Annotated in this window: 17 protein-coding genes; all 17 read left to right on the forward strand. The window is 37.0% G+C overall.

The window, feature by feature from the left end; all coding sequences use genetic code 11:
* The first annotated feature begins 109 nt into the window (after positions 1 to 109).
* Positions 110 to 1,255: a radical SAM family heme chaperone HemW gene (gene hemW / locus ACZ11_RS03235; protein ID WP_049663734.1), complete on the forward strand. Its 1,146-nt coding sequence runs from the start codon at positions 110 to 112 to the stop codon at positions 1,253 to 1,255.
* Positions 1,256 to 1,344: 89 nt separating this feature from the next.
* Positions 1,345 to 2,373, forward strand: a complete 1,029-nt coding sequence (gene hrcA / locus ACZ11_RS03240) for a heat-inducible transcriptional repressor HrcA (RefSeq protein ID WP_049663736.1) — start codon at positions 1,345 to 1,347, stop codon at positions 2,371 to 2,373.
* A 17-nt stretch (positions 2,374 to 2,390) separates the two neighbouring features.
* Positions 2,391 to 2,966, forward strand: a complete 576-nt coding sequence (grpE, locus tag ACZ11_RS03245; protein WP_049663737.1) for a nucleotide exchange factor GrpE — start codon at positions 2,391 to 2,393, stop codon at positions 2,964 to 2,966.
* A gap of 73 nt (positions 2,967 to 3,039) precedes the next feature.
* Entirely contained in the window at positions 3,040 to 4,878 is a 1,839-nt protein-coding gene (dnaK, locus tag ACZ11_RS03250) for a molecular chaperone DnaK (RefSeq protein ID WP_049663740.1), read from the forward strand.
* 235 nt (positions 4,879 to 5,113) lie between these two features.
* Positions 5,114 to 6,223, forward strand: a complete 1,110-nt coding sequence (dnaJ, locus tag ACZ11_RS03255; RefSeq protein WP_049663743.1) for a molecular chaperone DnaJ — start codon at positions 5,114 to 5,116, stop codon at positions 6,221 to 6,223.
* Between the two features lie 21 nt (positions 6,224 to 6,244).
* Positions 6,245 to 7,186: a 50S ribosomal protein L11 methyltransferase gene (gene prmA, locus ACZ11_RS03260; protein ID WP_049663744.1), complete on the forward strand. Its 942-nt coding sequence runs from the start codon at positions 6,245 to 6,247 to the stop codon at positions 7,184 to 7,186.
* 83 nt (positions 7,187 to 7,269) lie between these two features.
* Positions 7,270 to 8,007: a 16S rRNA (uracil(1498)-N(3))-methyltransferase gene (locus tag ACZ11_RS03265; RefSeq protein WP_049663746.1), complete on the forward strand. Its 738-nt coding sequence runs from the start codon at positions 7,270 to 7,272 to the stop codon at positions 8,005 to 8,007.
* An 844-nt stretch (positions 8,008 to 8,851) separates the two neighbouring features.
* Entirely contained in the window at positions 8,852 to 9,655 is an 804-nt protein-coding gene (locus tag ACZ11_RS03270) for a CsxC family protein (RefSeq protein WP_049663748.1), read from the forward strand.
* A 1,135-nt stretch (positions 9,656 to 10,790) separates the two neighbouring features.
* A complete protein-coding gene (locus tag ACZ11_RS24655; RefSeq protein WP_053093187.1) occupies positions 10,791 to 12,782 on the forward strand; it encodes a BC_2427 family protein in 1,992 nt (663 codons plus the stop codon).
* A 120-nt stretch (positions 12,783 to 12,902) separates the two neighbouring features.
* A complete protein-coding gene (locus tag ACZ11_RS03280; protein ID WP_049663750.1) occupies positions 12,903 to 13,709 on the forward strand; it encodes a CsxC family protein in 807 nt (268 codons plus the stop codon).
* Between the two features lie 265 nt (positions 13,710 to 13,974).
* Positions 13,975 to 14,133, forward strand: coding sequence for a hypothetical protein (locus tag ACZ11_RS26140; RefSeq protein WP_161804426.1), 159 nt, complete (start codon positions 13,975 to 13,977; stop codon positions 14,131 to 14,133).
* Positions 14,134 to 14,425: 292 nt separating this feature from the next.
* Positions 14,426 to 15,775 (forward strand): tRNA (N(6)-L-threonylcarbamoyladenosine(37)-C(2))-methylthiotransferase MtaB, encoded by a 1,350-nt coding sequence (gene mtaB / locus ACZ11_RS03285; RefSeq protein ID WP_049663752.1) that lies wholly within the window; start codon positions 14,426 to 14,428, stop codon positions 15,773 to 15,775.
* Between the two features lie 202 nt (positions 15,776 to 15,977).
* Positions 15,978 to 16,649, forward strand: a complete 672-nt coding sequence (gene deoC / locus ACZ11_RS03290) for a deoxyribose-phosphate aldolase (RefSeq protein ID WP_049663754.1) — start codon at positions 15,978 to 15,980, stop codon at positions 16,647 to 16,649.
* A gap of 770 nt (positions 16,650 to 17,419) precedes the next feature.
* Entirely contained in the window at positions 17,420 to 17,905 is a 486-nt protein-coding gene (locus tag ACZ11_RS03295) for a DedA family protein (RefSeq protein ID WP_049663756.1), read from the forward strand.
* 184 nt (positions 17,906 to 18,089) lie between these two features.
* Positions 18,090 to 18,317, forward strand: a complete 228-nt coding sequence (locus ACZ11_RS03300) for a spore coat associated protein CotJA (protein ID WP_049663759.1) — start codon at positions 18,090 to 18,092, stop codon at positions 18,315 to 18,317.
* Complete coding sequence (locus ACZ11_RS03305; protein ID WP_049663760.1) at positions 18,310 to 18,573, forward strand: spore coat protein CotJB; 264 nt, start codon at positions 18,310 to 18,312, stop codon at positions 18,571 to 18,573. Before ACZ11_RS03300 ends, ACZ11_RS03305 begins: the two co-directional genes overlap by 8 nt.
* 104 nt (positions 18,574 to 18,677) lie before the next feature.
* Positions 18,678 to 19,247 carry a manganese catalase family protein gene (locus tag ACZ11_RS03310; RefSeq protein ID WP_049663761.1) on the forward strand — a complete coding sequence of 190 codons (570 nt, stop codon included), beginning with the start codon at positions 18,678 to 18,680 and terminating at the stop codon, positions 19,245 to 19,247.
* Positions 19,248 to 19,422: the final 175 nt, after the last annotated feature.

The raw sequence follows: 19,422 nt of genomic DNA on the forward strand, positions 1-19,422 counted from the left end.
CTATATTGTTTTGATTTAGTTATTTTACTAGTTGGATTCATGGCGTTCCCTGCCTCGATTGTTTATAATGAGGAAATGGAAAAAGACTAACGAGAAAGAAGGGATAGCTATGGCACGAGGTGTTTACATTCATATTCCTTTTTGTCATCAAATTTGCAACTATTGCGATTTCAATAAATTTTATTTTAAAAACCAACCAGTGGATGAATATATAGAAATGCTTGGCAAGGAGATGGAGCTTGCTACAAAAAAATATCCCGAGAGTTTTAAGCAAATCGAAACGGTATTTCTTGGTGGTGGTACACCAACAGCATTATCTCCTCAACAAATAGCAAGACTTCTTGAGCTTATTCGTACGTATATTTCAATGGACTGTGTGACAGAATTTACATCAGAGGCAAATCCGGACGAGCTATCAGAAGCAAAATTACATGCATTATTTGATGGTGGTGTAAATCGCTTAAGTATGGGTGTTCAATCCTTTGATCAAGAGTTGTTAAAGAAAATTGGTCGTACTCATAGCAACAATCATGTTTATGAAACAGTTACTTTGGCGAAAAAGGTAGGCTTCAGAAATATTAGTTTGGATTTAATGTACGGTTTGCCGGGTCAGTCGATGGCACAATGGAAGGACACCTTAGAAAAAGCGTTCGCTCTTGATATACCACATTATTCTGCATATTCACTAATAGTGGAGCCAAAAACTATTTTTTATAATCAATACACAAAAGGTAAGCTCCATTTACCAACTGAAGATCTTGAAGCGGATATGTATGATGTGCTAATGAACCAGATGGAGGCGCATGGACTTCAACAATACGAAATTAGCAACTTTGCTCAATCTGGCTTCAGTTCTAAACATAATAAAATATACTGGGAAAACGATGAATATGCAGGCTTTGGTGCTGGTGCTCATGGGTATTTAGCTGGTGTGCGTTATTCAAATCATGGACCATTGAAAAAGTATATGGATTTAGTAAATGCAGGGGAACTACCAATTGTATATGAAAATATTGTAACTGAGAATGAGAAACGCGAAGAGCAAATGTTTTTAGGTTTGCGTAAAACAGAAGGAATTACACACTCTATATATGAAGAAAAATTTAAAGAATCAATGCATAGGGATTATTCACATGTCATTGAAAAGTTAGTGTCAGAAGGTCTTTTGGAACATGATCCTATAGGAATTCGTCTTACGCGAAAAGGTCGCTTTGTAGGTAATGAAGTATTTCAACAATTTTTACTAGAAGATTGAGCGATATCGTTGACATAAAATGTAGGATTTGATAACTTAATAATAGTATTAGCACTCCTCTTAGTTGAGTGCTAACAGAGGTGATGATCATGCTAACAAATCGGCAATTACAAATATTGCAAGCTATTGTAGACGATTTTATTATGTTTGCACAGCCGGTAGGTTCTCGCCAAATCTCCAAAAAGCAAGAGATTACATTTAGTCCAGCCACAATTCGAAATGAAATGGCGGATTTAGAGGAATTAGGCTTCTTAGAAAAAACGCACACTTCCTCTGGTCGAGTGCCTTCGGAAAAGGGTTATAGATTTTATGTAGATCATTTGTTGAACCCACAAGGCATTAATTCGCGGGATATTCAACAAATCCAATCAATTTTTAACGATCGCTTAGTAGAAGTAGAGCATATTATCCGAAAGTCAGCCAATATTTTATCAGAGCTGACATCGTATACATCGATTCTTTTAGGACCAGATGTTCAAAGACATCGAGTAAAACGATTTTCAATTGTGCCACTCTCGAGTGATTCAGCAGTAGCGATTATCGTAACGAATAACGGGCATGTTGAAAATCGCATGTTTAGTCTACCTCCTAATTTTACCGCTTCTGATTTAGAGAAAATGGTTAATATCTTAAATGAACGTCTAGTTGGTGTGTCATTAGAGGATATTCATAAAAAACTCGAAGCTGAAGTGCTAACAGTATTACAACAGCATGTTCGATCAGCGGATGATTTTATTCACGCTCTCGTGACAGCGACGATGCATAATTCGGAAAGTAAAATTTTCTACGGTGGTAAAACAAATATGTTCAACCAACCGGAATTCCATGATTTAAATAAAGTCCGAATGATTTTGGACTTAATGGAAACGACTAGCCAAGTGCAGTCGCTCTTCCATCCTAATGAATCGGGCATTCAAATTCGTATCGGCTCAGAAAATAAACAACTAGAAATGGAAAACTGTAGTGTCATTACGACCACTTATTCTATTGGTGAAGATCAACAAGGAGCTATAGCAATTATTGGTCCTACACGAATGGATTATAAGCGTGTTGTTGCTTTACTAGACGTAATGCGCATGGATTTAACACAAGCCTTTACGAAGAATCGTAGTGATTGATAATGAGGAGGATTCAAGTGACGGAAACAACTGAAAACAAAGACCTTGTACAAGAAGAAAAGGACGTACAAGCTGAAAATGTAGTAGAAGAAACAGAAGTAGTAGAAGAACAAAAGACTGAATTAACAATCGAAGAACAGTACGAAGCAAAGTTAGCTGAGTTACAAGCTAAGTTAGACGACGAGGAAAGTCGTCATCTACGCTTACGCGCTGACTTCGATAATATGCGCCGTCGCCATCAACTTGATCGTGAGGCTGCTGAAAAGTTTCGCGCTCAGAGCTTGCTGTCTGATTTACTGCCAGTAATCGATAATTTTGAGCGTGCCTTACAAGTTGAAGCGTCTTCAGAAGAAACTGCTTCTATCGTAAAAGGTATTGAAATGGTGTATCGTTCTCTGATAGAAGCTACTGAGAAGGAAGGCTTACAGGTTATTAAAGCTGAAGGTGAGCAATTTGATCCGAATGTTCACCAAGCTGTCATGCAAGAGCAAGATAGTGAAAAAGAGACGGGTATTGTCTTACGCGAGCTTCAAAAAGGCTTTATGTTAAAGGAACGCGTATTGCGCCCAACAATGGTATCTGTGAACGAATAGACTTAGTACTATTTAGTTAATTACATTAGTTAGAAACGCATTATTTGCGTTTATATAATAGGAGGAAATATTTATGAGCAAAATTATCGGTATTGACTTAGGAACAACAAACTCTTGTGTCTCTGTACTTGAAGGTGGAGAACCAAAAGTAATTCCAAATCCAGAAGGAAACCGTACAACGCCATCTGTTGTTGCGTTTAAAAATGGCGAACGTCAAGTTGGTGAAGTAGCAAAACGACAATCAGTAACAAACCCTAACACAATTATTTCTATCAAATCTAAAATAGGTACATCTGAAAAAGTTAAAGTGGAAGATAAAGAATATACTCCACAAGAAGTTTCTGCAATGATTCTTCAATACTTAAAAGGCTATGCTGAAGACTACCTAGGTGAAAAAGTAACAAAAGCAGTTATTACTGTACCTGCTTACTTCAACGACGCTCAACGTCAAGCTACTAAAGATGCTGGTAAAATCGCAGGTTTAGAAGTAGAGCGTATTATCAACGAACCAACAGCAGCTGCACTTGCTTATGGTTTAGATAAACAAGATACAGATCAAAAAGTATTAGTATTTGACCTTGGTGGCGGTACATTTGACGTATCTATCCTTGAATTAGGTGACGGTGTATTTGAAGTATTAGCAACAGCTGGTGATAACAAACTAGGTGGGGACGATTTCGACGACGCTATCATCGAGTACCTTGTAGCAGAATTCAAAAAAGAAAACGGCATTGACCTTTCTAAAGATAAAATGGCTATGCAACGTCTAAAAGATGCAGCTGAAAAAGCGAAAAAAGACTTATCAGGTGTAACATCTACTCAAATTTCTTTACCATTCATCACTGCTGGTGAAGCGGGTCCATTACACTTAGAAATTTCTTTAACTCGTGCAAAATTTGACGAAATTACATTACCATTAGTAAATCGTACAGTAGGTCCAGTACGTCAAGCATTATCTGATGCAGGTCTTTCAACATCTGAAATTGACCAAGTAATCTTAGTTGGTGGTTCTACTCGAATTCCAGCTGTACAAGAAGCTGTACGTAAAGAAACTAATAAAGAGCCACACCGCGGTGTAAACCCTGACGAAGTTGTAGCGATGGGTGCTGCTGTTCAAGGTGGCGTATTAACTGGTGATGTAAAAGACGTAGTTTTACTTGACGTAACTCCACTTTCTTTAGGTATCGAAACTATGGGTGGCGTATTCACAAAATTAATTGACCGTAACACTACGATCCCAACATCTAAATCACAAGTATTCTCAACTGCAGCTGACAACCAACCAGCAGTAGATATTCACGTACTACAAGGTGAACGTTCAATGGCAGCAGACAACAAAACATTAGGTCGCTTCCAATTATCAGATATCCCACCAGCACCACGTGGTGTACCACAAATCGAAGTAACATTCGATATTGATAAAAATGGTATCGTATCTGTTAAAGCAAAAGACCTTGGTACAAACAAAGAACAAACAATTGTTATCCAATCTGATTCAGGTTTATCTGAGGAAGAAATCGAACGTATGGTAAAAGATGCTGAGGCAAATGCTGAGGCTGATACTAAACGTAAAGAGGAAGCAGATCTTCGCAACGAAGCTGACCAATTAGTGTTCCAAGTTGATAAAACAATTGCTGACTTAGGCGAACAAATTACAGAAGACGAGAAAAAATCTGTAGAAGATGCTCGTGATGAACTGAAAAAAGCGCTTGAAGCTGGCGAATTAGAAGGCATTAAATCTGCTAAAGAAAAACTAGATGGCGTATTACAGCCATTAGTTATGAAAGTATATGAACAAGCTGCAGCAGCTGCTCAAGCAGCTCAAGGTGGCGATGCAGGTGCAGATGCTGGCGCTGGTAAAAAAGACGATATCGTTGACGCTGACTTTGAAGAAGTAAAAGACGATAAATAATAGTAAGTAACACAGTTAAGTGAAGAAGCCAAAGACCGCTTGCGGCTTTGGCTTTTCTCTATATTATTAGGTATAACCTACAAACATTTAATCGTTAAGTTGCATAGGTTAACTGCGAGAAAAGTGAAAAAACATATATGCAACATTTTTAATGAATATTTAATATTAAAATAGAGGCAGTTTTTTTAACTGCGTGATACAATAGATTTTATGCAAAAAGAGCGGAGTGTGAATCATGGATAAACGCGATTACTACGAGGTGCTTGGTTTAACAAAATCGGCTTCTAAAGATGAAATTAAAAAAGCATACCGTAAATTATCAAAGCAATACCATCCTGACCTTAATAAAGAGCCGGGTGCAGATGAAAAATTCAAAGAAATCGCTGAAGCTTATGAAGTATTAAGTGATGATCAGAAAAAAGCACGCTATGATCAATTTGGCCACGAGGATCCAAATGCAGGCTTCGGAGGCGGCGGCGGCTTTGGCGGCTTCGAGGATATTTTCAGCTCATTCTTTGGTGGTGGCGGTCGCCGTCAGGACCCGAATGCACCTCGTAAAGGTGATGACCTTCAATATCGTATGAATATTACATTTGAGGAAGCGATCTTCGGGAAAGAAACAGAAATCGAAATTCCTAAAGATGAATTATGCGATACTTGTCACGGTTCAGGTGCAAAATCAGGTACTAATCCTGAAACATGTTCAACATGTCAAGGGGCAGGTCAAGTAAATCAAGCTGTAGATACACCTTTCGGCCGTATGATGAATCGTCGAGCTTGTTCTACATGTCATGGTACAGGTAAAATCATTAAAGAAAAATGTTCAACTTGTCGTGGCGAAGGAAAAGTTCAAAAACGTAAGAAAATCAAAGTAAACATTCCTGCAGGAGTGGATGATGGTCAGCAAATTCGTGTGTCTGGTCAAGGTGAGCCAGGTATAAATGGAGGACCAGCGGGGGATTTATATATTATGTTCCGCGTTCAAGGACACAAAGAGTTTGAACGTGATGGCGATGATATTTATTTCGAACTTAAACTGACATTCCCTCAAGCAGCTCTTGGTGATGAAATCGAAGTACCGACTGTCCATGGGAAAGTAAAACTACGTATACCAGCGGGAACACAGTCAGGTGCGCAATTCCGTCTAAAAGACAAAGGTGTCAAAAATGTACATGGCTATGGCACAGGGAATCAATATGTAACAGTAAAAGTTGTAACGCCAGAAAAATTAACAGAAAAACAAAAACAATTACTACGTGAATTTGCAGAAATCAGTGGTGATATTCCTGAAGAGCAAGGAAGCTCACTATTCGATAAAATTAAGAAAAAATTCCAAGGTGAATAATTAGAGGAGCTGAAGAGCTACGTGAAGTGGTCAGAATTATCCATTCATACAAAAAATGAAGCGGTAGAAGCAATTTCGAATATTTTGCATGAAGCAGGGGCAAGTGGTGTGGTTATTGAGGATTCTGCAGAATTTGCGAAGCCACGAGAAGATCAGTATGGTGAAATTTATGCGTTAAATGAAGCGGATTTTCCGAAAGATGGTGTTATTGTTAAGGCTTACTTATCGGAGTCTAGTTTTTTAAATGAAACAGTCGAAGAAATTAAGGCGGCTATAACAAATCTAACGAATTTCAACATCGATATTGGTGAGAATGTTGTATCGATTGTGGAAGTTAACGAGGAAGACTGGGCGACAGCATGGAAGCAATACTATCATCCTGTAAAAATTTCTGAACGCTTTACAATTGTACCAACATGGGAAGATTATGTACCAGTATCAACAGATGAATTAATTATTGAATTAGATCCTGGTATGGCTTTTGGTACAGGAACACACCCTACAACTGTTATGTGCTTACAAGGGCTTGAGAAGGTTGTAAAAGAGGGCGATACGGTTATCGATATCGGTACGGGTTCAGGCGTTCTATCAATTGGTGCAGCATTACTAGGAGCTAAGAGCGTACATGCACTTGATTTAGACGAAGTAGCTGTACGTTCAGCACAAGAAAATATTGCGTTAAACAAAGTAGATGATAAAGTATCAGTATTCCATGGAAATCTATTGGATACAGTTAAGGAACCAGCTGATGTTGTTGTGGCTAATATTTTAGCAGAAATTATTATGTCCTTTACTGACGATGCATTTTCAGTTGTTAAACCGGGTGGATTATATGTCACTTCAGGCATCATTGGCGCGAAACGTGATGATGTAAAAGCAGCACTAGAAGCTTCAGGGTTTGTAATCGAAGAAGTATTACTAATGGAAGATTGGGTTGCTATTATTGCCCGTCGACCACAATAAATTGATTGAGAAAGCGCCAAATCGTGAGCCGAGTGCTGGCGATTTGGCGTTTTTCTCTTCTTGCTATAAAGGAGTATGGTAACATGCAACGTTATTTTATTGAGACGACCATTGAAGAAGCACGTATTAGCGGAGAGGATGCGCGACATATTGAACGAGTAATGCGCATGAAAGAGGGCGACAAAATCGTTGTAGTTGCACAAAATACTGCCTATATTTGTGGAATTGTAGCCTTTGAAGCAGATGAGGTACACATTCAAACTACGGGTGAAAGTATTCCTTCTCCAGAGTTACCTGTTCATGTAACAGTGGCATGTGGTTTGCCGAAGGGCGATAAACTAGAACTTATTACACAAAAGGCAACAGAGCTTGGAATGTTTGCATTATTGCCTTTTGAAGCAGAGCGTTCCATTGTTAAATGGGATAAAAAGAAAGGTGCTAAAAAGCAAGAGCGTCTACAAAAAATTGCAAAAGAAGCAGCTGAGCAATCCCATCGTACACATATCCCTGAAATCTATGAACCAATCTCTTTTAAACAGCTACTAGAACAAGTTGGCAATTTCGATGCCGTTTTTATAGCAGATGAAGAGGATGCAAAAGCAGAAAAACGCACAAGATTTGCAGAGAAGCTAAAAAACGTAAATGACAAGAAGTCGAAATCAATTCTTATTATCTTTGGTCCAGAAGGTGGTATTGCTAGAAAAGAAGCAGATGCTCTGCTTCAAGCCGGTGCCCAAACGATGTCTTTAGGACCCCGAATTTTACGAGCAGAAACAGCGCCTCTCTATGCACTGTCTGCAATATCTTATGAATTTGAATGAAATAGGCGTTCAGCCTAGTTAAAAGAAGTTTTTCATCACCTTGCTGAGCATGAGTAAATTGCATTTTGATTGAGTATAAGTGCAGTCGTGACAAGGTTTAAAGAGATAGAGATCCACCTTAATGACTGCTTATATTAATATTCCTAACAATAAGAGCCGATTCAAAAAACTTTGAATCGGCTCTATTATATTTCAAAAAAGGCAGCACCAATAAAATTAGCGTCCGTGTAGTATCAACATAACTAAATAACTTATGATGAATTGCCATTCTACCGCTTAAAGAGGGTTTTAAATGACGGTAAAAATATGTTGTTATATTCCATGTTTTACATAGTAACCTCTTTTTATAGGGGATCTCAACTTCGGAGGGGGATAAGCAAGTGAATAAATTAATTATCTCATTAACTTTTTTGTAATAGCTGCTATGATCTATTCTTCTACTTTAATTGCTACAGGTTTATATACCATCTCATTTCCTGAATTATTTAACTTCTTTCAGCAATTATTTATATGTAGCAAAAACACGGTGCTGACGCTGCGTTAGCACTACGCTTTCGCGCAAAAAACATCTGTTGGCCTAAAGCCTCCGGACGCAATTATGCCGAGGCATAATTGATTATTGATTTACCATAAATAGGTAAAATACCAATTACAATTGCAATATTAGCTTTATGTATTGGGTTTGGATTCGGTATTTTACAGTTTTTGTGTTCATTCTTCAGCTCATAAATTCCTTTTTTAAAATAAGTAAAAAACTAGTATACACGTCCATTCATAGATTTAATTGCTACATATTCTGATATGGAGAGCTCTCAAATAATACAAAATGAATGGGGAGAATTTTTTGAGTAATCAACCAAATAATGAAATTATACCTTGTCCAGTAACATCAACTGAACAAATACCATTTACTAGTGAAGTTACTCCAGTAGTAGCTACACCAGTTACGGCTCCAACTATTAAAGTTCCAGTTGTAGTCGCAGAACCGACACTTCAAATAGTTGTAGAGTCAGATATTACACTTGCTCCTGCAGCAACTGAAATCAAAAGAGTGAAGAAAAATGTATTCCTAAATCAAGTTAAACTAGTACCGGTTAGCTTTGCACGTATTGCCAACACGGACTTTTTTAGGGTAACAAGGGCTAAATTATTTGTAGCAGGACATATTCGTAAAAATATTGAATATGCTTCAGCAGCATGTAATGCGGCACTTCAAGATAGAATTGCTGATATTCCGTTTTCAGGTTTTACAGATTTAACTTTCCCACAAACACCAGGAGGCCCTACTCCAATCTTAGGAATTTCCGAGTTTGCCGAAGCGAACTTCCTTAATGAAAAAACGCAAATGGATGCTCGTTTGGATAAGGCATTCTTCCAAAATCTCGTTAAATACAATGAACAACCATTTGGCGAGTTAGTAGCTGCAAACTTCTTTGAACTTGATTTTTCACCAATGATGGTAGCACCAGAAGCCGCTTTCAGAACATTGCGTGAAAAAATTGTACTGGAACTTACTGTGAAAGTAGTGCAAGTTCAACAAGTCCGTCTTGGAGCTGGTAGTAATGTAATAACTCCTGTTCTTTCCGGATTGACTCCACCAGTTAGTACGGTTATGGACCCTCCTCCTACTAATTCTTCTGATTGTTAATCTCTAATTTAGGAGCAAATTAGATGTAAAAGGATATTCGAGGGTACTGAAAAATATCCAATATTTGAGTTGGTAGTTGAAAATTTGATTAAAATGATTTTTCAACTGCCTTCTTGTTATAAAATATTGATCGTTGGATGCACTAATAGGTGCTATCAAAATAATTGAGTTGAAAAAATGTAAAGAAAAACTTTAGATTTTACTACTAAGCAATCGTCTCTCAAACACATTAGTTCTCAACTGCTACTGAGATTTTTGGAAGTACTCGGTGACAAAAGTAAAAGTCAAGCATAAAATGGATTGTAATTATAAGTGCAAAACTTAGACCAAAATAATAATAGCTCATAATGATGTCGTTAACTTCTTTCAGCAATTATTTTTAGTAGCGAAAGCGAAGCGTCAGCTACAAATGTTTTTTGTCCGAAAGCGTAGCGACAGGTACAGGTATCCAAACACCCACTGCAAATAGAGGAACTCAGTCTAAGAGCGCCACGTCTTGTGGCAACGACTGAGTGACCCGCATCGTGCCGCTGCCGCTACGTTAGCACTACGCTTTCGCGCAAAAAAACCTGCTGTTGCCGCTGCGGCTACGCTTTCGCGCAGTTAAAACCCTGTTGCTGTCGCTACGCTTTCGCGCAGTTAAAACCCTGTTGCTGTCGCTTCGCTTTCGCGCAGTTAAGACCCTGTTGCTGTCGCTACGCTTTCGCGCAGTTAAAACCCTGTTGCTGTCGCTTCGCTTCCGCGCAGTTAAGACCCTGTTGCTGTCGCTTCGCTTTCGCACAATAAACATCTGCTGGCGTAAGTACAAAGCCTATTCCGGAAGCAATTATGCTGAGGCATAATTGATATTGTATTTGACACATTGGAAAAAGGGAATTCATTATAAGTTATATATCTATCATTTCTTTGAGAAAAAATAAAAGAAAAAGATTTTAGCTATTATCAGATATTAGAAAATGAAAGTGGAAGTAATATAAATGAAAAACGGGTTACTTCATGAGCTTTTCCTGAAGAAAACAGATTTTGAACATTAATAAATCGACCAAAAAGACGTCTTGGGTGGAAAAATGCCTAGAAGTTTTGCGGATTAACTGATGCACTTTATTTGTTAAAACATTATTTGGGGGGTGAACTAATGAAAACTCCATGGATTAACTATAGTGAGATGAAGGAAATAAGTTCCAAGCAAAAAGTTTTCATCAATTTTAATTATCTAACTAAACCCAGAAAAAAAATAGATCATGAATCTCAAAAAAATTCTTCATTTGAAATTTTAAATTCTCCATATTCTGATATTGTAAATCATCCCCTAGATATAGAAAAAGAGGATGAAACAAACAGCCTTGCAGAGGAACATGAACTTGCAACACATTTAGATTCTAATCACGAGTTACTCATTCCTTCTGAAATTGTAGTTGAGGATGAAATGAATGATGTCCTAGATATAGAAGAGACGGATAAAACCAATCCTGTAGAGGAACATGAACTTGCAACGCATCTAGATTCTAATCACGAGTTACTTATTCCCCCTGGAATCGATGTAGAGGATGAAATGAATGATGTCTTAGATATAGAAGCGGCGGATAAAATCAAACCTATAGAAGAACAGGAACTTGCAGAGCATTTAGATTCCGACTATGAGTTACTCACCCCTTCTGAAATTGATGTTGAGGATGAAATGAATGATCTTCTAGATATAGAAGAGGCGGATAAAATCAAACCTGTAGAGGAACATGAACTTGCAGAGCATTTAGATTTCGACCATGAGTTACTCACCCCTTCTGAAATTGATGTTGAGGATGAAATAAATGATCTTCTAAATATAGAAGAGGCGGATAAAATCAAACCTGTAGAGGAACATGAGCTTGCAGAGCAATTAGATTCCGACCATGAGTTACTCAATCCTCCTGAAATTGATGTAGAGGATGAAATAAATGATCTTCTAAATATAGAAGAGGCGGATAAAATCAAACCTGTAGAGGAACATGAACTTGCAGAGCAATTAGATTCCGACCATGAGTTACTCAATCCTCCTGAAATTGATGTTGAGGATGAAATAAATGATCTTCTAAATATAGAAGAGGCGGATAAAATCAAACCTGTAGAGGAACATGAACTTGCAGCGCATCTAGATTCCAATCGTGAGTTACTTATTCCTTCTGAAATTGATGATAAGGATGAAATGAATGATCCGCTTGATATAGAAGAGGCAGACAAAACCAATCATGTGGAAGAACAATTTTTTGCATCTCAACTAGACTCTAATCGTAAATTTTTAAGTCCTTTTGAATCCGACGGGGAGGATAAAATTAGGAGTACTATTGATACAGAAGAGATGGAGAAAAACACTCCTGCAGGTCATGATAGTGCGTCTACGGAATCAGTTCAAGGAGAAATATATTTTAGAACCCAAGAAATCCCAATTTCTACTCACGTGGAAATTGATGATTTTCTTCATGCTCCTATCTGTGGTGATATTGTTAAAAATACATTTGATTTTCTCGATTTAAACAATCATCTAACTCCTCAATTTGAAACCAAACTATTTAATATTACAACGGATTATCCTGAACTGCCTGATTGTCGTTTGGTTAACTCAAAAATGAATGAAATTATATTTTTTATGAGAAATGATACTTATGATAAAAATAATCAGAACAGGAATCCGTCTAAATCAGTTGTAGTTCCTTTACATAACACACAATCAATTAAAAAAGGAAAAACAAATAATCATTCTTACAGTTCCGATGATTTTATGAATATTAGAGTTCCAGTTGTATTAGGGGAATATAAAATAGAAACATGCCTTGAAGAGAATATCGTATTTGAAAAAGGAATTGTGGGAGTTAAAGATATCTCGAGTGAAGTAGTATTAACGAATTGTAGATTCGTACCAAATCAGTTTTCTCAATCATTAGGTAATGGGACATGTTCAGCTTTGAAGGGGAATTTATTTATTGAAGGCTGTATTTATCAGAATATTGAATATACTACACATTGCACTAAGAATGCAGTACCTACACAAAAGGAGTCATTAATTCATTCAAATCAAATGTGTCTAAACATAGTATTAGAATTAATCATTCATATGCTACAAGTGCAGAAAATTCGAGTGCCAAGAATCTAGAGGATAATTGAAACATATCTAATCTGCTCAAAAACTCTTTTTATAAAAAACTGGTGTATCGTCCATATATGGATTAAATCCCAACATATTCTAGCGATATGAGAGCTTTCTCACAAAAAAATGAAAAGAGGGAATACTTTGAGTGATCAATTAGATAATCAATTAGATAGTCAAGTTCGTCCATCTGAACCTTGTCCAGTAGCATCAACTGAACAAATGCCATTAACTAATGAAATTACTCCACTAGTCGCTACGCCGGTTACGGCTCCAACTATTAAAGTTCCAGTTGTACTTGCAGAACCAACACTTCAAATCGTTGTGGAGTCGGATATTACGCTCACTCCTGCAGCAACTGAAATCAAAAGAGTGAAAAAAAATGTATTCTTAAATCAAGTTAAATTAGTACCGGTTAGCTTTGCGCGTATTGACAACACTGACTTTTTTAGAGTAACAAGAGCAAAATTATTTGTTGCAGGTCATATTCGCAAAAATATAGAATATGCTTCATCAGCTTGTAATGGGGCACTTCGTGATAGAATTGCCGATGTTCAGTTTTCTGGTTTTACAGACCTTTTTTTCCCACAAATACCTGGAGGCACTACTCCGATTTTAGGAATTTCCGAGTTTGCCGAAGCGAACTTCCTTAATGAAAAAACGCAAATGGATGCTCGTTTGGATAAGGCCTTCTTCCAAAATCTAGTTAAGTACAATGAACAACCATTTGGCGAGTTAGTAGCTGCAAACTTCTTTGAACTTGATTTCTCACCAATTATGGCAGCACCAGAAGCTACTTTCAGCACATTGCGTGAAAAAATTGTGCTGGAGCTTACTGTAAAAGTACTGCAAGTTCAACAAGTACGCCTTGGAGCTGGCACTAGTGTAGTAACTCCTAATCTTTTAGGACTTACTCCTCCTGTGAGTCCTTAAAAAACTCTAGTTTTTAGAGGAGTAGAACAAGTAAAAAAGGCAGTTTACTGAAAAAATGAAATTGAAAAAAACAATGTAATATTTAATTGTCTAATGGTCACTGTAAAAAATCCAATCTAAGTAGGTAGTTGAAAGTTAGGTTTAATCTAATTTTTAACTGCCTTTTGCTATTACCAAATTAAAAATTGATTATAAATATTTTATTATTTACCCATAGGTTTTAAACATCTAAATAGATGAACTCAGTCTAAGAACGCCACGTCCTGTGCTTTATCTGTGCGAAAGCGAAGCGACAGCAACAGGGTTTTATCTGTGCGAAAGCGAAGCGACAGCAACAACAACAACAACAAACAACACACGACTGAGTGACCAACATCATGTCGCTGCCGCTACGCTTTCGCGGAAGAGACATTTGTTGGCCTAAAGCCTCTGCCGATTCCGGACGCAATTATACCGAGGAATAATTGAGATTGATTTAGGGTATTTAAAAGGAAATATCAGGTGTCTCATTTTGACTATATGAATCAATAACGAAAAAATGGGTTTTTGGTTCGAACACTGATTATAAAGCAGGTACCCAATTATGGTACCTGTATTTTTATACAAAAAAATAAGCTTAGCCAAAAAGCTAGGCTCATTATATTTATTTGTGCTATTATAAGACACGTTAATAATTTTATTTATTGTAGTGTACTCTTGAAAGGATGATATATATTATGAGTAACGAGCGATCGAAAATCGTGAGTTTCCATACTCTAGGTTGTAAAGTAAATCATTATGAAACAGAAGCAATTTGGCAACTATTTAAAGAAGATGGCTATGAACGTACGGAGTTTGATCGTCAAGCAGACGTTTATGTCATTAATACATGTACTGTAACAAATACAGGGGATAAAAAATCACGTCAAGTTATCCGTCGAGCTATTCGTCAAAACCCAGACGCTGTTATTTGTGTAACTGGATGTTACGCTCAAACATCTCCAGCTGAAATTATGGCGATTCCTGGAGTTGACATTGTTGTAGGAACACAGGATCGTACAAAATTACTTGGCTACATAGACCAATATCTTACTGAACGCCAACCAATTAATGCTGTACGCAACATTATGAAAAATCGTGTTTATGAGGAATTAGATGTGCCTGCATTTACAGATCGAACACGCGCATCTTTAAAAATACAAGAAGGCTGTAATAACTTCTGTACGTTTTGTATTATTCCATGGGCACGTGGGTTAATGCGCTCTCGAGATCCTCAAGAAGTATTGAACCAAGCCCAACAACTAGTGGATGCTGGGTATCTTGAAATTGTTCTAACTGGTATTCATACAGGTGGCTATGGACAAGACTTAAAAGATTACAATTTAGCTCAGCTACTACGTGATTTAGAGGCAAATGTGAAGGGCTTAAAACGTCTTCGTATTTCTTCGATTGAGGCAAGTCAATTAACAGATGAAGTGATTGAAGTTTTACGTGAATCAAAAATTGTTGTTAATCACTTACACATTCCAATCCAATCTGGCTCTGATACAGTTTTAAAACGTATGCGTCGTAAGTATACAATGGAATTCTTCGGTGAACGCTTAACTAAACTTCATGAAGCTTTGCCAGACTTGGCTGTCACTTCTGACGTAATCGTAGGTTTCCCAGGAGAAACTGAGGAAGAGTTTATGGAAACATATAACTTTATTCGTGATCATAAGTTTTCTGAATTACACGTATTCCCGTTCTCTCCACGTACAGGTACACCAGCTGCGCGTATGGAGGACCAAATTGACGAGGGCATTAAAAACGAACGTGTACACCGATTAATCGCTCTAAACGACCAATTAGCAAAGGAATATGCTTCCCGCTTCGAAGATCGAGTACTAGAGGTAATTCCTGAAGAATTCATGCATGATGGAAGCGAAGAGGATGGGCTTTTAACGGGTTATACAGATAACTACTTAAAAGTAGTCTTTGAAGGTCCTGAAAGCCTAATCGGTCAGCTTGTGAAGGTGAAAATTACTCAAGCTGGATATCCTCATTCTAAAGGACAATTTGTTCGTATTTTAGAAACTGTAAAATAAAAATAGAGTAACTATGAAGCGAAACACCGTTCAAACTTTGGACGGTGTTTTACTATATTTTTGTTTAAAGATATCACATATTTATCTTCTAAGTACTTTTATTAAATTCACCTAACTAGAAAGAAATTAGACGGCAACGTTGAAAAATGTTATGATTTCAAGAGGTACGTACAACTTGTTGATAGAGGAGAGTTTAATAAAAATGGAACAAAACTTCGCACGTATGATTGATCACACATTATTAAAGGCTGAAGCAACAAAAGAGCAAATCGAAAAACTGTGTGCAGAGGCAAAACAATTTAACTTTGCTTCTGTTTGTGTAAATCCAACTTGGGTAAAAAATAGTAGCGAACTTTTACAAGGCTCAGATGTTTTAGTTTGTACTGTAATTGGCTTCCCTTTAGGTGCTAACACGCCAGCTGTTAAAGCATTCGAGGCGAAAGATGCGATTGCTAATGGTGCTCAAGAGGTAGACATGGTTATTAATATCGGTGCATTAAAAGATAAAAATTATGACCTTGTGCAAGCAGATATTGCTGCAGTTGTTGAAGCGGCAAAAGGCAATGCACTTGTAAAAGTAATTATTGAATCTTGCCTTCTAACTGACGAAGAAAAAGTAAAAGCATGCGAGCTAGCTGTGGCAGCGGGTGCTGATTATGTGAAAACATCAACTGGTTTTTCTACTGGAGGCGCAACAGCAGAAGATATTGCCTTAATGCGTAAAACAGTAGGCCCAGATTTAGGTGTAAAAGCCTCTGGTGGTGTACGAAGCTTAGAGGATATGAAAAAGATGATTGAGGCAGGAGCAACTCGTATTGGAGCAAGCTCTGGTGTTGCTATTATGAACGGATTAATTGCAGATTCTAATTATTAATAGTAATGAAAAATACTTATATGTAATGTTACGGGGCTGTTCTATACGAACTAGCCCCACTTTCATTTAAACTTTGTCTAATTACCACTACAGAGGGAATAGAATTGGGTTGTTTGAGTATCACAATAAGGTAGAGGAAAGTCAACGTATTAAAACAATACTTGGGAATATAGTTTTTTAGCAACTTGATTTAAAGATGTATTTAGACACTGCTTTTTTATAGCAGTGTTTTTTTCTTTGGAATAAACCAAGCGACTAGGATCTATTTTTATTGGTTCATCCGCAATATCCCTCTTTTTAACTCATAGTAGATGATGTATTATGGAGAGTAATTGCAAAAATGTAATGGGAGGAATATGATAATTTTTATGGTTTATATTCAAGTTTTTATTAGATGAAAAAACTTGATTCTTGGACTGATAAATTTTTTCTTTATATGAACAGTGTATAGTTATGAACCAAATTCTTACATAACTTAGTAACATCGATACCATATAATATCGTAAGCTTGTATACGTAAAATTAACGGGTCAATCATTCATTAATTACTATTTTAAAATCTGAATTGCCTCTCTTTTTAACTTCTTTCAGCAAATGTTTTGGTAGCGAAAGCGAAGTGTCAGCTACAAATACTTTTTTTATAACGTAGTGATATGGCAGTAACAGAATAATTGATTAATCATTCCCAGTGTTTAATAAGAAAAAATAGGGGAATATATGATATTTGATGATAAAAGCAACGAATTGTATTAAAAAAGGAGAAACTATCCGTGGAATTCATAAGTAGTTTTATAAGTCAATATGGATATCTTGCTATATTTTTACTCTTGTCTTTAGGAATAATAGGCTTACCCATTCCCGATGAGATCTTGATGACGTTTGTAGGATTTATGTGCCAAGAGGGGCATTTAAACTATTTCTTGAGTATTTTCTTAAGTTTTCTTGGTTCATCTATTGGTATGATAATTAGCTATTTAATCGGTAATAAATTAGGAAAGCCTATAATATTAAAATATGGAAAATGGATTGGTCTAAATAATAAACGGTTTATTAAAGTTGAACGATGGTTTCATCGTTTTGGACCATGGACAATAATTATAGGATATTATGTTCCAGGTATTAGACATGTAACAAGTTACATGTCTGGAATAACACAGATGAAGTTTAGGACTTATCTTGCTTTCGCTTGTTTTGGATCTTTGACATGGGTAATTATTTTTATTTCAATTGGGTATTTTCTTGGTGTAACTATATAAGAGTGCATAACAGGTACAAAATTCAGCTCGCATTTTTCAAAATGCGAGTTACTTTTTGTGGTCTTGGCACGCTAGTGATTACCTTTCTGGTTATGCGATTTCCTACAGGACAATATATCTGAATAAAAATTTCAGCTACCTCATATACTCCACTGATGTAATTGAATACAGAAGGGAGGATACAATGTTTACTCAATATAAATATTGGAAGCCTTTTATTAGCCCATTCGATCCATGTCCACCTATAAGGGTTAAAAGTTTTTCTACACCGCCCCAATTGTATATGAGTTTTCAACCGCCTGGGCTACCACAATACCAAACCCCTAAAGAAGCTCTCAGATCCGGCACATTATGGCCTCAATTATTTAGCCCCTACCCAAATCCCCAAGAAGGAGGGATGAAGAATGAGTAAAAAGATGCCACCAGAATTTTATAAACTACTTGAAGAAATACAAGCCATTGATTTTGTAATAGTGGAATTAAATCTTTATTTAGATACTCATCCTCACGATTATGATGCTATTCAACAATTTAATGAAAACACTGAAATAAGTATGCGACTTAAGGTTGAGTTTGAGCAAAAATTTGGTCCGCTTATGAATTTTGGGAGAAGTTATTCAAATTATCCTTTTAATTGGGTAGATACACCTTGGCCATGGCAAGTTTAACTTTGTTCAGAAGTTGTTTTAGGGGTTCTTTGTGCAAGCAAAGCCGATTCCGGCCGGAATTATGCCTCTGCATAATTGATTATAAGTAACTAGGAGGAATTTTTTTGTGGTATTACGAAAAGAAGCTCCAGTATCCAGTAAGGGTGAGTACGTGTAACCCAATTCTAGCTAAATATTTAATTGAGCAGTATGGTGGTGCAGATGGAGAATTAGCGGCAGCACTTCGATATATGAATCAGCGCTATACTATTCCTGATAAAGTGGTTGGTCTGTTGACAGATATAGCTACAGAGGAATTTTCTCACTTAGAAATGATTGCCACAATGATTTATAAACTTACGAAGGATGCCACTCCAGAGATGCTTAAAGAGGCAGGTCTTGGAGAGCATTATGCCAATCATGACAGGGCATTATTTTATCAGAATGCAGCTGGATCACCGTTTACGGCAACTTATATTCAGGCTAAAGGGGATCCGATTGCTGATTTGTATGAGGATATTGCAGCTGAAGAAAAGGCACGAGCGACATATCAGTGGATTATTGATTTATCAGATGACACTGATTTGAATGATAGCTTGAAATTTTTACGCGAACGAGAAATCGTCCATTCCCTACGTTTCAGAGAGGCTGTAGAGATTTTAAAAGACGATAGGGATAGCAAGAAAGTCTTTTAACTTCTTTCAAACCGCTAATGAGGGACTCAGCCTTAGAACGCCACTGCCTGTGGTAAGGACTGAGTGACCAACATCATGTTGTTGCCGCTGCCGTTACGTAAGCACTGCGCTATCGCACAAAGCAGATTCCCGACGTAATCATGCCGAGGCATAATTGATAAAATATTACAGGCTG

The organism is Lysinibacillus xylanilyticus, assembly GCF_001183605.1.
In the GTDB taxonomy this organism is placed as follows: domain Bacteria; phylum Bacillota; class Bacilli; order Bacillales_A; family Planococcaceae; genus Lysinibacillus; species Lysinibacillus xylanilyticus.

What these genes read in the sequence shown, in the direction of transcription:
- hemW (WP_049663734.1), top strand. Translation starts at nt 110, where the DNA reads ATGGCACGAGGTGTTTACATTCATATTCCTTTTTGTCATCAAATTTGC.
- hrcA (WP_049663736.1), top strand. Translation starts at nt 1,345, where the DNA reads ATGCTAACAAATCGGCAATTACAAATATTGCAAGCTATTGTAGACGAT.
- dnaK (WP_049663740.1), top strand. Translation starts at nt 3,040, where the DNA reads ATGAGCAAAATTATCGGTATTGACTTAGGAACAACAAACTCTTGTGTC.
- dnaJ (WP_049663743.1), top strand. Translation starts at nt 5,114, where the DNA reads ATGGATAAACGCGATTACTACGAGGTGCTTGGTTTAACAAAATCGGCT.
- ACZ11_RS03265 (WP_049663746.1), top strand. Translation starts at nt 7,270, where the DNA reads ATGCAACGTTATTTTATTGAGACGACCATTGAAGAAGCACGTATTAGC.
- ACZ11_RS24655 (WP_053093187.1), top strand. Translation starts at nt 10,791, where the DNA reads ATGAAAACTCCATGGATTAACTATAGTGAGATGAAGGAAATAAGTTCC.
- ACZ11_RS03280 (WP_049663750.1), top strand. Translation starts at nt 12,903, where the DNA reads ATGAAAAGAGGGAATACTTTGAGTGATCAATTAGATAATCAATTAGAT.
- mtaB (WP_049663752.1), top strand. Translation starts at nt 14,426, where the DNA reads ATGAGTAACGAGCGATCGAAAATCGTGAGTTTCCATACTCTAGGTTGT.
- deoC (WP_049663754.1), top strand. Translation starts at nt 15,978, where the DNA reads ATGGAACAAAACTTCGCACGTATGATTGATCACACATTATTAAAGGCT.
- ACZ11_RS03300 (WP_049663759.1), top strand. Translation starts at nt 18,090, where the DNA reads ATGTTTACTCAATATAAATATTGGAAGCCTTTTATTAGCCCATTCGAT.
- ACZ11_RS03305 (WP_049663760.1), top strand. Translation starts at nt 18,310, where the DNA reads ATGAGTAAAAAGATGCCACCAGAATTTTATAAACTACTTGAAGAAATA.